This window comes from Nocardiopsis listeri NBRC 13360 (genome assembly GCF_001570765.1).
GTDB classification, from domain to species: Bacteria; Actinomycetota; Actinomycetes; order Streptosporangiales; family Streptosporangiaceae; genus Nocardiopsis; species Nocardiopsis listeri.
The window spans coordinates 57,721-69,283 of the sequence record NZ_BCSH01000047.1 but is presented as its reverse complement, the minus strand read 5'-3'; the positions used below and the strand labels follow the sequence as shown (position 1 = coordinate 69,283).

Annotated in this window: 11 protein-coding genes and 5 tRNA genes; 11 read left to right on the top strand and 5 right to left on the bottom strand. The window is 68.1% G+C overall.

What is annotated here, in order from left to right:
* Positions 1 to 422 precede the first annotated feature (422 nt).
* The 3 genes from NLI01S_RS15745 to NLI01S_RS26065 all read left to right on the top strand — a co-directional run bounded on the left by NLI01S_RS15745 (position 423) and on the right by NLI01S_RS26065 (position 2,501).
* Positions 423 to 1,274, top strand: coding sequence for a serine/threonine-protein kinase (locus tag NLI01S_RS15745; RefSeq protein ID WP_067605099.1), 852 nt, complete (start codon positions 423 to 425; stop codon positions 1,272 to 1,274).
* 298 nt (positions 1,275 to 1,572) lie between these two features.
* On the top strand, positions 1,573 to 2,247 hold the full coding sequence (locus NLI01S_RS15740; protein ID WP_067605088.1) for a hypothetical protein: 675 nt from the start codon (positions 1,573 to 1,575) through the stop codon (positions 2,245 to 2,247).
* A 98-nt stretch (positions 2,248 to 2,345) separates the two neighbouring features.
* Positions 2,346 to 2,501, top strand: coding sequence for a hypothetical protein (locus NLI01S_RS26065; protein WP_190318482.1), 156 nt, complete (start codon positions 2,346 to 2,348; stop codon positions 2,499 to 2,501).
* Between the two features lie 75 nt (positions 2,502 to 2,576).
* On the opposite strand, the gene thrS is transcribed toward NLI01S_RS26065, so the two are convergent.
* Positions 2,577 to 4,550 (bottom strand): threonine--tRNA ligase, encoded by a 1,974-nt coding sequence (thrS, locus tag NLI01S_RS15735; protein WP_067605086.1) that lies wholly within the window; start codon positions 4,548 to 4,550, stop codon positions 2,577 to 2,579.
* A 580-nt stretch (positions 4,551 to 5,130) separates the two neighbouring features.
* On the opposite strand from thrS, the gene NLI01S_RS15730 reads away from it, so the two are divergent.
* Entirely contained in the window at positions 5,131 to 5,424 is a 294-nt protein-coding gene (locus NLI01S_RS15730; protein WP_067605084.1) for a PGPGW domain-containing protein, read from the top strand.
* Between the two features lie 179 nt (positions 5,425 to 5,603).
* Here the strand turns inward: NLI01S_RS15730 and NLI01S_RS15725 are convergent.
* Positions 5,604 to 5,677: transfer RNA gene (locus NLI01S_RS15725), tRNA-Val, on the bottom strand.
* Positions 5,678 to 6,162: 485 nt separating this feature from the next.
* On the opposite strand from NLI01S_RS15725, the gene NLI01S_RS15720 reads away from it, so the two are divergent.
* Positions 6,163 to 6,585: an SsgA family sporulation/cell division regulator gene (locus NLI01S_RS15720; RefSeq protein WP_067605082.1), complete on the top strand. Its 423-nt coding sequence runs from the start codon at positions 6,163 to 6,165 to the stop codon at positions 6,583 to 6,585.
* Positions 6,586 to 6,725: 140 nt separating this feature from the next.
* Here NLI01S_RS15720 and NLI01S_RS15715 read toward each other — a convergent pair whose 3' ends face one another.
* Positions 6,726 to 7,568, bottom strand: a complete 843-nt coding sequence (locus NLI01S_RS15715) for an aminotransferase class IV (protein WP_067605080.1) — start codon at positions 7,566 to 7,568, stop codon at positions 6,726 to 6,728.
* 366 nt (positions 7,569 to 7,934) lie between these two features.
* On the opposite strand from NLI01S_RS15715, the gene NLI01S_RS15710 reads away from it, so the two are divergent.
* From NLI01S_RS15710 to NLI01S_RS15690, 5 genes are all read left to right on the top strand, one after another.
* Positions 7,935 to 8,366 carry a roadblock/LC7 domain-containing protein gene (locus tag NLI01S_RS15710; RefSeq protein ID WP_067605078.1) on the top strand — a complete coding sequence of 144 codons (432 nt, stop codon included), beginning with the start codon at positions 7,935 to 7,937 and terminating at the stop codon, positions 8,364 to 8,366.
* Positions 8,367 to 8,512: 146 nt separating this feature from the next.
* Positions 8,513 to 8,585: transfer RNA gene (locus tag NLI01S_RS15705), tRNA-Gly, on the top strand.
* 73 nt (positions 8,586 to 8,658) lie between these two features.
* A tRNA-Gly gene (locus NLI01S_RS15700) sits at positions 8,659 to 8,731 on the top strand.
* A gap of 50 nt (positions 8,732 to 8,781) precedes the next feature.
* A tRNA-Cys gene (locus NLI01S_RS15695) sits at positions 8,782 to 8,856 on the top strand.
* A 21-nt stretch (positions 8,857 to 8,877) separates the two neighbouring features.
* Positions 8,878 to 8,951: transfer RNA gene (locus NLI01S_RS15690), tRNA-Val, on the top strand.
* 341 nt (positions 8,952 to 9,292) lie between these two features.
* On the opposite strand, the gene NLI01S_RS26425 is transcribed toward NLI01S_RS15690, so the two are convergent.
* The gene (locus tag NLI01S_RS26425) at positions 9,293 to 9,709 is read right to left on the bottom strand and encodes a GntR family transcriptional regulator (protein WP_067605076.1); all 417 of its coding nucleotides are present in this window, start codon (positions 9,707 to 9,709) and stop codon (positions 9,293 to 9,295) included.
* A 192-nt stretch (positions 9,710 to 9,901) separates the two neighbouring features.
* Between NLI01S_RS26425 and NLI01S_RS15680 the strand changes: the two genes are divergently transcribed.
* Complete coding sequence (locus NLI01S_RS15680) at positions 9,902 to 10,864, top strand: MsnO8 family LLM class oxidoreductase (RefSeq protein ID WP_067605074.1); 963 nt, start codon at positions 9,902 to 9,904, stop codon at positions 10,862 to 10,864.
* Here the strand turns inward: NLI01S_RS15680 and NLI01S_RS15675 are convergent.
* Positions 10,813 to 11,502 carry a DUF3159 domain-containing protein gene (locus tag NLI01S_RS15675; protein ID WP_067605072.1) on the bottom strand — a complete coding sequence of 230 codons (690 nt, stop codon included), beginning with the start codon at positions 11,500 to 11,502 and terminating at the stop codon, positions 10,813 to 10,815. The genes NLI01S_RS15680 and NLI01S_RS15675 overlap by 52 nt on opposite strands.
* Positions 11,503 to 11,563 lie beyond the last annotated feature (61 nt).

Here is an 11,563-nt window from a genome sequence, read left to right as displayed (position 1 = left end):
CCAGGCGCCCCACCGTCCACCGCCCGCCCCCACCCCGGGCAGCACAAAACCGGCGAAACCAGCGGCTCCCCCAAGATCGATGGGATCACGCCCACCGATCCACCACCAGCCCGAACTCCCCGCCTGTGGATAACCCAGGAGAGAACCAACACCCACCTCCCGTATCCCGCATCCCGCTTCTCGACAGGGCAAAACCGTCAACAGCGTGGCGTAGACCGAACCCGAGCGCTACGGTGCTGACGTTCGCTCCTACCAGGTAACAGGCCGGAACGCCCCTTCCGTCTCTTCCTCCTACCAACCGGCGCAGAGGCCCGCTTGGCACAGGAATGCCATCGAGGACCCTCACCGGGTGGCGGGACGCACGCGCTGAGAGTATGGGCGTGCTCGATGTACCCGCCCTCTCCCCCCGAGGACTCGGCACCGTGCCCACGCCCCTTTTCTCGACGTCGCACGACCCCGACGGCGCGGCCCCGCTCGGGGCACACGATCCCGCGCGCCTGGGCCCCTACCGTTTGCTCGGCAGGCTCGGCTCCGGCGGTATGGGGACCGCCTACCTCGCGCGGTCACGCTTCGGACGGCTGGTGGCGGTCAAGGCGGTCCACCCCGAACTGGTCGACGAACCCGAGTTCAGGGAACGCTTCGCCCGGGAGGTCGCGGCCCTTCGTAGGGTGCGCAGCCGATTCGTTCCCCGGTTCGCGGGGGCCGCGCCCGGAGCGGTCCTTCCTTGGTTGGCCATCGGGCACGTTCCCGGCCCCACCTTGAGTGAACAAGTGCGCGACGTGCGCCCTCTACGGGACCGCGCACTGGCCCGGGTGGTCACCGGAGTCGCCGCGGCGCTGGCCGACATCCATCGGGCCGGAATCGTGCACCGCGACCTCAAACCCGGCAACGTCGTCCTCTCCCCGCGCGGCCCCCGCGTGCTGGACTTCGGAGTGGCCGCCGGGCGCACCGAACAGACCACACACGGCTCCGTCTGGGGCACTCCCGGGTGGGTCGCGCCAGAACGCCTACGCGGAGCCGCCGCGTCGGCCGCCTCGGACGTGTTCGGTTGGGGCCAACTGACCGTCTACGCCGCCACCGGACGCAACCCGTTCGGGTCCGCCCCGGAGGCGATCACCCGGAGGGTCCTGCGAGGGGAGGCCGACCTGCTCGGACTGCCCGGTGAATACCTCTCCCCTGTGCGCGCCGCGCTGGCGACCGCCCCCGAGCTCCGTCCGACCCCCGAGCGGATCCTGCTGTCCCTGGCACGGAACGGCGTCATGCGCACCTATTGATCGTGGCCACATCCGGACAGCGTTCACACCGCGGTGGTGGTGGGTCGCCCACTGTGAAGATCATGCGTGGCCGGTCATGGCGCAGATGGGACGGGTGTGCACAGTGCGACGGAGGTGCGTGTGGTGACGCCGGGGAACATTCCCCAGGGGTGACAAGCAGCGACAAACGACACAGAATGGGCATACATGGCCGGCGCGGGCCCCCTGCTCTTCCGGGCGCGCGTCCGATCCGGACAGTAGCGACGCCCCTCGCCCCGGATCCCAGGGCCCTCCCACATTCCTCATGAGGAGACACCGGATGGAAGGCGCCCTGCCGATGATCGCCCTGGCCACCGTCGTGGTGACCGCCGGTGCGATCATCGTCGCCGCGCACTTTCGCAAGGAACGCGTCACCGAGCTGAACGCCTGGGCCCGTGAACATGGCTGGGAGTACGTCGAACAACGCTCTGCGCCCCTGGAGGGCGCCACCCTGCCAGACGCGCTACGCGGTCACGACCCACGCGCGCACCACGTGCTGATCGGCCACCGTGGCCGCCACCGGGTCACCGCCTTCGAACTCACCCACGCCCCCGACCGACGTGGCGGCGAGAGCACGACGCACCGTGTCGTGGCGGTGCGCACCCCCGGACACGGGTCGGACCTGGAGATCCACCGCCGCGACCTGGCCAGGGTCGTCTCCTTCGACGGGCGGGGTGAACCCGAACAGGTCGAGGTCTCCTTCTCCGGAGCCTTCCGCACCGTCGGCGCGGACGAACACTTCACCCGGGCCGTGCTCGACCACGCGACCGCCGCGTGGCTGCTGTCGGACTGTCGCTCACGGTCGCTTCCGATCCGGTTCACCGGCGACCACATCCTCACCTGGGCCCCGATGCGGCTGGACCCCGACCGCGCGCTGACCGCGGCGGACTACCTGATCGACCTGGTGAACCGGATCCCGGCCCGCGCCTGGCAACCCCACACCACCGGCCCCTGACCCCGCCGCGACCGTGCGTGCGCGAATCCGGACGTTCGGCCACACGGTGAGCTGCGGATAAAATCCGGGTTGCCCCCGACCTCCAAGGAGTGGACACCATGAGCGACCCCGATTCCACGCACCGCATCTCACGCGCCGACCTCTTCAAGGACGACGAGGAAGAGACCACCCCCGACCCCAACGCCACCGCGCAGATCTCTCGCGATGACCTCTTCAAGGACGACGAACCCCGTCGCCCGCGTGAGCGAGCCTGACCAGCCCCTGCGCAGTACACGAAAGAGCGCCCGACCCCGCGAGGGACGGGCGCTCCGTGCTTTCGTGGAACCGGATCAGCGGCGTTCGCGGACGGACGCGACGATCTCGGTGACCGCCTCCTCCACCGGCACACCGTTGTTCTGCGAACCGTCCCGGTAGCGGAAGGACACCGCGCCCTTGGCGATGTCGTCGTCACCGGCCAGCAGCATGAAGGGGATCTTCTGCTTCTGCGCGTTACGGATCTTCTTCTGCATCCGGTCGTCGCTCGCGTCCACCTCGACGCGAATGCCCTCGGCGCGCAGCTTGGCCTCGACCTCTTGGAGGTAGGGCACGTGCTCGTCGGCGATCGGGATGCCCACGACCTGGACCGGGGCCAGCCACGCCGGGAACGCACCCGCGTAGTGTTCCAGCAGTACCGCGAAGAACCGCTCGATGGAACCGAACAGGGCACGGTGGATCATCACCGGGCGCTGACGGGAACCGTCGGCCGCGGTGTACTCCAGGTCGAACAGCTCGGGCAGGTTGAAGTCCAGCTGGATGGTGGACATCTGCCAGGTCCGGCCGATGGCGTCCTTGGCCTGAACGGAGATCTTCGGTCCGTAGAAGGCGGCGCCGCCCGGGTCCATGACCAGGTTCAGCCCCTGCTTCTCGGCGGCCCCGCGCAGGATCGAGGTGGCCTCCTCCCAGACGTCGTCCTCACCGACGTACTTCTCCGGGTCCTTGGTGGACAGCTCCAGGTAGAAGTCGTCGAGACCGTAGTCGCGCAGCAGGTCCAGCACGAAGGTGAGCAGCGAGTCGAGCTCGCCGGCCATCTGTTCCTTGGTGCAGTAGATGTGCGCGTCGTCCTGGGTGAAACCGCGCGCACGGGTCAGCCCGTGCACCACGCCGGACTTCTCGTACCGGTACACGGTGCCGAACTCGAACATGCGCAGCGGCAGCTCACGGTAGGAACGCCCGCGCGCGTCGAAGATCAGGTTGTGCATCGGGCAATTCATCGGCTTCAGGTAGTAGTCCTGCCCGCCGTCGAGCTGCATCGGGGGGTACATACCGTCCGCGTACCAGCTCAGGTGCTGGGACTTCTCGAACAGGGTGCTCTTGGTGGCGTGCGGGGTGTAGACGAACTCGTAGCCGCTCTCCTCGTGGCGCTTGCGCGAGTAGTCCTCCATGACCCGGCGGATGATGCCGCCCTTGGGGTGGAAGACCGCCAGACCGGAGCCGATCTCGTCCGGGATGGAGAACAGGTCGAGCTCGGAGCCGAGCTTGCGGTGGTCGCGCTTCTCGGCCTCCTCCAGGAAGGTCAGGTACGCCTTGAGCGACTCCTTGTCCTCCCAGGCGGTGCCGTAGACGCGTTGCAGCTGCGGGTTGGTCTCCTTGCCGCGCCAGTAGGCGGCGGCGGTGCGCATCAGCTTGAACGCGGGGACGACCTTGGTGGTCGGGATGTGCGGCCCACGGCACAGGTCCTTCCAGCACAGCTCGCCGGTGCGCGGGTGGACGTTGTCGTAGATGGTGAGCTCACCGGTGCCGACCTCCGCGGAGGCGCCATCGGCGGCCTCGGCCGCGCCGCCCTTGAGGTCGATCAGCTCCAGCTTGTAGGGCTCGGTCGCCAGCTCGGCGCGGGCGTCGTCGTCGGAGACGACTCGGCGGTCGAAGCGCTGCCCCTGCTTGATGATCTGCTGCATCTTCTTCTCGATGCTCTTGAGATCGGCGGGGGTGAAGGGCTCGGCGACGTCGAAGTCGTAGTAGAAACCGTTCTCGACGGGCGGCCCGATGCCCAGCTTGGCCTCGGGGAAGAGTTCTTGGACGGCCTGGGCGAGGATGTGCGCGGTGGAGTGGCGCAGGATCGCCCGCCCCTCCTCGGAGTCGATCGTGATCGGCTCGACGGCGTCACCATCGGCCAGCTCCCGGAAGAGGTCGCGGGGTTCGCCGTTGACCAGGGCGGCGATCACGTTCCTGCCGTCCGCTTCCAAGGCCTGCCCCGCAGTGGTCGTGGCCGCCACCGCACGCGGGGTTCCGGCGAGGGTGATGTGCAGCTCAGGCGCGGCGGACACGGTGACTCCTAGGGATACGTCTCGGTGGATGAGTGCGTTTCGGTTCCACACCGGGCCACCGGTGCGGCGGCCTGGTGTTCCGTCTTCGATGCTAGCGGCTTCGAGAGGGGGTCGACGCGTTGTCCACAGGGTCGAGCGGCCGGATGAATGGGGCTCGTGTGTTCGGGAAGGACGACGGATGCGGGAGTGCGGGAGAACCTCGTGGCGGCCGGCCGTCGAACCACCGTGATTCGGTCGGTGGATTCGGCCATCGGGCGGCCGGGGCCGCCGACGTTCTCCGGAGAACCCGGCCTGATCACACCCAGATGTGTATGTCCTGGGAGGTCGGTTTTCTCCTGGTTTTTCCCGGGTTCGCTGCCTGCCCATTGATCCGACACTCGAGATCGGTGAGAATCGGCGGACCACACGACCCGTCCCGAGTATGACCCGAATGCCGAGCCGAGCTTCGACCGAATACTGTGAGCGCATGTCAGCGAGTCCATCCGACGGACCTCCGACACAGGAGACATCCCCTGGTCACCGGGCCCACGTACGCCGGTGGCGCCGCCTTCGAGCGCGACTGCGCCTGTTCCGGAGACACATGCACACCCACCCGGTCCTGCACATGCCCTGGCGCCTGTTGGTGGGCGCAGTGGGAACGGTGGTCGTTCTCGCCGGGATCGTCATGTTGGTGGTCCCCGGGCCGGGCATCGCCTCGATGCTGCTCGGGCTGCTCATCCTCAGCACCGAGTTCCGCTGGGCCCGGCGCCTGCTGCACCCGGCGAAGGTCTGGGCGAGGCGCGGCGAACGATGGGCCACACGGCTCAAGGACGACTACCTGCGAAGGTTCCGCGAACACCGCGCCCGGCGCAAGGCGCTCCGCCGCTCACGCTAGTCCGGTGCCCTCGAAGCGGCCGGGTCTACTCGGAAAATGGGCGCGGACGTTTTCCGGAGCGCTCCGGCGCCGAAACCGGCATCCCGACGCAAAGGCGCACGTTGCCCGGGCTTGGGGCGACCAAAACCAGAAAAAGAAGGACCGGATCCGCGTGATACGGATCCGGTCCTTCTCATCGGTGGGCGATACTGGACTCGAACCAGTGACCTCATCGGTGTGAACGATGCGCTCTAGCCAACTGAGCTAATCGCCCCTGCCGGGCTTGTGGCCCTTGTCCGGCCTCGTCGGCCTGACAAGAAAAACTTTAGCGCATGTTCGGGAGTACTCGGCACACCCCGGGCCTCCCGAGGGATCCACAGACATGTGATGGAGGTCACATAACGGCGTTCGGGTTCCCCCACAAGGGGACGCCCACGGCCGCGATCCCCGTAATGAGTAGGAGTTCCCGGTTTCGTGGACCCGTCCAGAACGAGCGCGAGTCGACCTTCGCGTGACACGGGACACTCGACATGGGGAAATCTTTGGTTTCTCCTGGTCATTACAGTGACGAAGGATCGTGGTGCCGCCCCGCGGCGCGCTGGACCCGCTGGGCGGGCAGCGAGACCTCCGGTCCCATCGACCAGAAAAAATCTCCGTACTCACGTCATGATCCGCGGCCAGCCGCGTCGAACCAAGTGAGACGGCAACCGGCCGGCGCCCCAGGAACGTCTGGGCCGGACGAGAAAAGGTTTGGCGAACATGAACAGTAGCGACACGACTGCCACCGCCGAGCTGGGCCTGCGACTCGTGGTCCCGGAGCGCACCGCGGTTCCGCTGGTCGCGCGACTCGACTACAGCTCCGACGACCCGTACGCGATCCGCGTGGCCTTCCACACCGGCGAGGACACCCCCGTCGAGTGGATCTTCGCTCGAGAACTCCTCACCGTGGGCATCGTGCGCCCCGTCGGTGAGGGCGACGTGCGCGTGTGGCCCTCCAAGGACGAGGAGGGCGAGCGTTCGGTGAGCATCGCTCTCTCCTCCCCCTTCGGTCAGGCCGAGTTCGACACCCAGGTGTCCCCACTCGCCGAGTTCCTGCACCGCACCTACGAGATCGTCCCCGCCGGTCAGGAGGGGACCTTCGTCGACCTCGACGAGGAGATCCAGCAGCACCTCCACTCCTGAGTGTTCGTTCGGTGTGCGACATCCTCCGCGGGGCCGCGCGATCCTCGGACACCACCGACACCACGAGGAACAGAGTGAACGAGTAGACGAGGGGACGGCGCCTGGGCGCCGTCCCCTCGTCTCGTTCCCTCAGGCGTCGATCACGGGTCCAGATCCGCGGCGGAACGCTCGGCGAACACCGCCATCGCTTTGAGCGTGATCGGCCCGGGTTGGGCCGACACCCGCCGGTCGTCGATGTGGAGCACCGGCTGCACGTCACGTCCGGTCGAGGTCAAGAACGCCTCGGTGATCTCGGGCAGACGTTCCATCGGCACGTCCTCCTCCTCTCCACCGTGCCACTCCAGGACGAGCTCACGGGTGATCCCGGCCAGCGGACCGGCCGACAGCGGCGGCGTGAGGAGTCGACCGTCCAGCACGACGAACATGTTGCTCCCGGTGCCCTCGCACAGGTTCCCCGAGACGTTGCGGAAGATCGCCTCGGTGGCGCCGCGATCTCGGGCGTAGGCCAAGGCGCGCACGTTGTCGGCGTAAGAGGTGGTCTTCAGCCCGGCGAGGGCGCCGAACTCGTTGCGCGGCCATGGGGCCAGCGCCACGTTCGTGTGCGGAGGGATCCCGGGGAAGGGGCCCAGGGCCACGATGACGGTCTGTTCGCCCCCGCCCCGGTCCGAACCCAGCGGCCCGATCCCATCGGTGACGGTGATGCGCACCCGCGCGTCGGTCATCTCGGGGTTGGCCGCCACCGCACGGGCGACGCCGTCCGCGACCAGTTCGAGGTCGGGTTCGTCCATGCCCAGGCCCGTGGCGGAGCGGGCCAGACGCTTCAGGTGCCGGGTCAACGCGAACGGTCGACCGTGCCGAGCCCGCACCGTCTCGAACACTCCGTCTCCGACGGTGATGCCGTGGTCTACCACGGGGATCCGGGCGTCCTTCTCCTCCAGCACGGCGCCGCGGCCGTAGCCGGCTCCGGCGATCCACACCCTCATCTCAACCCCCAACTCTCCAGGCCCCTGGTCGGACCAGCTGTTTCCCCTGAATCCTCCCACCCTCGGGCTCACCGCTACCTTCCGGCGGCACACCTTGGCAAGTGCATTGACCGGCACCGGCCGTCGAGCGGCGCTTTCGGGACTTTTTCCGTGCCGTCTTCGCTGGTCAGAGTGGCATGTGGGGTGACCACCCCACCTGGACCCCGGGACGATGGCCGGACAGATAAGTTACGAATGACTATCATCTGGGCAACGCTTATGCGGGACCGGAGGACAACGCCCCCGACACCCTTGCGCCCCGCACCGCGCGCCCCCGCAGAGCGCGTGCTCCACGCACGGCCGACGACCGACACAGCGAAGAGAGACATGACCCCACCGAGCACCGCCCGCGGCGAACTCAGCTGGCTGCTGGACGACCTCCTGACCCGCGCCTCGGGCACACAGCACGCCATCGTCCTGTCCACCGACGGGCTCCTCATGGCCACCTCCAGTGGCCTCGACCGTCCCGCCGCCGAACACCTCTCGGCGATCGCCTCCGGACTGCACAGCCTCGCGGGAGGGGCCAGTAAGCAGTTCTCGGCCGGCGACATCCGACAGAGCATCATCGAGATGGACCGCGCCTTCCTCTTCGTCGCCGCGGCCGGCGACGGGGCCTGCATGGCCCTGATGGCGGACGCCGACAGTGACGTGGGCCTGATCGCCTACGAGATGAACAAGGTGATCGAACGGGTCGGCCAGTACCTGTCCGCACCTCCGCGCCCCGACATGCCTTCCACCCCCGCGCATGTGGAGAAGTAGCTCCTGCCGCCGCGGCGGGCCACGTCGGCCTGCCTCGGCAGGGCGCCCAGCCCCTCTGAGAAGTCGATTTCGTACTTGCCCGAACATCCGCTAGAGTTCTTAACGCAGCGAGGGACACGGTCAAGGCCGTGACGAGCACTCGCCGCGCGGACGTGGCTCAGCTGGTAGAGCATCACCTTGCCAAGGTGAGGGTCGCGGGTTCGAATCCCGTCGTCCGCTCGGATGATCCGAAGTACTCACCCACCGGTGATAATCTCGGATCGGGCCTGGAACCTCGCGTTCCGGACCACACGCGGACGTGGCTCAGCTGGTAGAGCATCACCTTGCCAAGGTGAGGGTCGCGGGTTCGAATCCCGTCGTCCGCTCGGAGAAAGGCACATACGGGTGCCGTTCGGCTACCTCGTGCTTCGACCAAGCCGGCGTGGCCGAGTGGCTTAGGCAAGGGACTGCAAATCCCTGCACACGGGTTCGATTCCCGTCGCCGGCTCCAGATGTACCTCATCTCGCATGAGGGCGATTAGCTCAGTTGGCTAGAGCACTACCTCGACACGGTAGGGGTCACAGGTTCGAGTCCTGTATCGCCCACAAACAACGGCAAGGGTCAGAGCTTCGGCTCTGGCCTTTGCCGTTTTCCGGTCTCTCCCATGGGAGATGGCTGGGAGATCATCTTCGAAGCGGGTTCCCTCGGGAGCCCGCTTCCGTTGTTTCCACGATGGTGCCTCGGGTCCGGTGAACGGGCACCGGAACAGTTCGGTGAGAAGCCCATCGGATCGGTGTCGTTGATCGGGTCGACCGCTTGGTCCGGTTGTCCGAGCACGATTTGGCACTTCTTGATGGGCCATGTGACGGACAGCGTGGCGGTATGACTATAGAGTTCTGGACGACCTCGATCGTGGTGACGGCGACACCGGGGACCGGTGTGTTGTTCACCATCGCGGCCGGCCTGACGCGCGGGGCCAGGGCCGGGCTGGTCGCGGCGGTCGGTGCGCCCTGGGGATCCTCCCGCACCTGGTGGCGGCCCTCACCTGCGCGGCCGCCGTCCTGACGGCGAGCCCGGTCGCGTTCGGGGCCATCAAGTGGCTGGGGGTCGCGTACCTGACGGTCGTACCACCACCCCGGTTGGTGACCAGCAGACCTTCCTCACCGAGCCTTCGGTAGGCCTCCACGACGGTCCCACGTGCCAGGGGCAGTTCCTCGGCCAGGGCGCGGCCGGCCGGCAGTCGTGTGCCTGGTGGCAGGGTGCCGTCGGCGATCGCCGCGCGCAGACGCTGCGCGAGCCACGCCGTCCGGCCTCGTGAGGGGGCCGTGCTCGGGTCGAGGTCGAGGAAGTCGGAACCTGCCATTCGGCACAGGAGTCTATGCCGGGTTCGGTCCTGTGACCAGGCCATGCCGCGGCGAAGGTCACCTCCCCTCCCCCGTTGGAGGATCATGGGAAAGGGGAAGGTCTCCCCACGGCTCCCGAGCGCCGTGAAAGCACCCCGCTCGCGAGCCCGCTTTCGTTTTCCGACGTGTGTCACCGAAGGGAGCAAGGGCGGATGCGTGTCTCTCTGCTCGACCGTTCACGGACCCGCGCCGGGGAATCCGACGCGGCGGCCCTCGCGACGACCATCGAGAGGGCGGTGCGCGCGGAGGAGCTGGGTTTCCACCGGTTCTGGACCGCCGAGCACCACGCGGTCCCGGGCATCGCCGGCTCGGCCCCCGCGGTGCTGCTCGCCGCGATCGGCGCCCGAACGCGGCGTATTCGGTTGGGCACGGGCGGGATCATGGTCCCCAACCACAGCCCGATGGTGATCGCCGAACAGGCCCTGCTCTTGGCGGCGCTCTTCCCCGGCCGGTTCGACCTGGGGCTCGGCGGCTCGCTCGGTTTCACCACTCGTATCCGCAAAGCGCTGGGGCGGACCGCCCTGCGGGAGGGCGAGTACCCCGCCGAGGTCGAGGAGGTCCTCGAATATCTGAGCGGGACGGCCGACGTCACCGTCAGGCCGCGCGTCGAACCTCCTCCGGTGTTCATGCTCGCCATCAAGGGCGGGATGGCCTTGGCTTCGGAGCTGGGGCTGCCCGTGGTGGCCGCGGGGCCGCTGCTACGCGACCCGGATCGCTTGGCCGGCTACTTCCAAGGCTTCCGACCGGGCCCGACCGCGCCTGATCCCTACCTGGTCGTGAACGTGGACATCGCCGTCGCGGAGACCGCCGAGCGAGCCCGCGACCTGCTGCTTCCCGAGGCCTGGGCCTACGCGGACTCGCGGGAGGTGGGCGAGTTCCGGGCGCTGAGGCCCGTGGAGGAGGTCCGTCGACTGCTCGATGGCACGACCAGCGCGATGAAGCTCAGGGCGGTGGACGACTGGCTGTCCGGCGCGATCGCCGGTACCCCTGACCAGGTGGTGGACTCGCTCACCGACCTCGTCGAGCGAACCGGCGCCGCCGAACTCCTCGCCAACGTCAGTACCTACGACCGCGCCGAGGTCGCGGGCATCGACGAGTTCCTGGCGTCACTCTGAACCTTCCAGCGCTTGCTCGTACGACGGAACGCCCAGACGACCACGACCGCGGCCAGTGCCGTCAGTGGGAACCCCGTCACCGTGTCGGCGATGGCGAGCCCGGTCGTGGAGTCGGCGAGGTAGAGCCACTGCCGTACGGCGAATCGCGCGACGAAGATGGCCGCCACCGACAGCGTGGCGAGGTCGTGCGCGAACAGTGAGGACCGGTCCGCACGCCAGGGGTGGGTGTCGCCGTGGAGCGCGCTCCAGATCACCCCGGTCAGCGGGCGTCGCACCAGCAACGAGGCCAAGGTGACCAGGGCTCCCGCCAGGGAGGCCCAGATCCCGATCAGGAAGAAGTCGTTGGCCGAGCCGGTGAGGGAGGAGACCCCTCCGGCGACCACCACCCCCATGACGCCTCCCATCGCGGTGACGAGCTGCTCGCCCCGCCACATCCGGAACACCGCCAGCGCCGAGGCGACGGTGATCGAGACGCCGATCGCCGCGAACAGTGAGAGGAAAGAGACGGCCGCCGCGAAGACCACGACCGGCAGGGCGGAGTACACCATCCCCGACGGGCCGCCCACGCCCTTGAGCACCTCCTGTTTCAGGTCCACGGTCTGTTCGGTGGCCTCTCGGGCGGGTTCGTGGTCACTCATGGGAGGTTCCTCCACCTTCGGTTTCGTGTGCGATTCCCTCTTCTTCGATTCAAGCCGTCGA

What these genes read in the sequence shown, in the direction of transcription:
- NLI01S_RS15740 (WP_067605088.1), top strand. Translation starts at nt 1,573, where the DNA reads ATGGAAGGCGCCCTGCCGATGATCGCCCTGGCCACCGTCGTGGTGACC.
- NLI01S_RS26065 (WP_190318482.1), top strand. Translation starts at nt 2,346, where the DNA reads ATGAGCGACCCCGATTCCACGCACCGCATCTCACGCGCCGACCTCTTC.
- NLI01S_RS15730 (WP_067605084.1), top strand. Translation starts at nt 5,131, where the DNA reads ATGCACACCCACCCGGTCCTGCACATGCCCTGGCGCCTGTTGGTGGGC.
- NLI01S_RS15720 (WP_067605082.1), top strand. Translation starts at nt 6,163, where the DNA reads ATGAACAGTAGCGACACGACTGCCACCGCCGAGCTGGGCCTGCGACTC.
- NLI01S_RS15715 (WP_067605080.1), bottom strand. Translation starts at nt 7,568, where the DNA reads ATGAGGGTGTGGATCGCCGGAGCCGGCTACGGCCGCGGCGCCGTGCTG.
- NLI01S_RS15710 (WP_067605078.1), top strand. Translation starts at nt 7,935, where the DNA reads ATGACCCCACCGAGCACCGCCCGCGGCGAACTCAGCTGGCTGCTGGAC.
- NLI01S_RS26425 (WP_067605076.1), bottom strand. Translation starts at nt 9,709, where the DNA reads ATGGCAGGTTCCGACTTCCTCGACCTCGACCCGAGCACGGCCCCCTCA.
- NLI01S_RS15680 (WP_067605074.1), top strand. Translation starts at nt 9,902, where the DNA reads ATGCGTGTCTCTCTGCTCGACCGTTCACGGACCCGCGCCGGGGAATCC.
- NLI01S_RS15675 (WP_067605072.1), bottom strand. Translation starts at nt 11,502, where the DNA reads ATGAGTGACCACGAACCCGCCCGAGAGGCCACCGAACAGACCGTGGAC.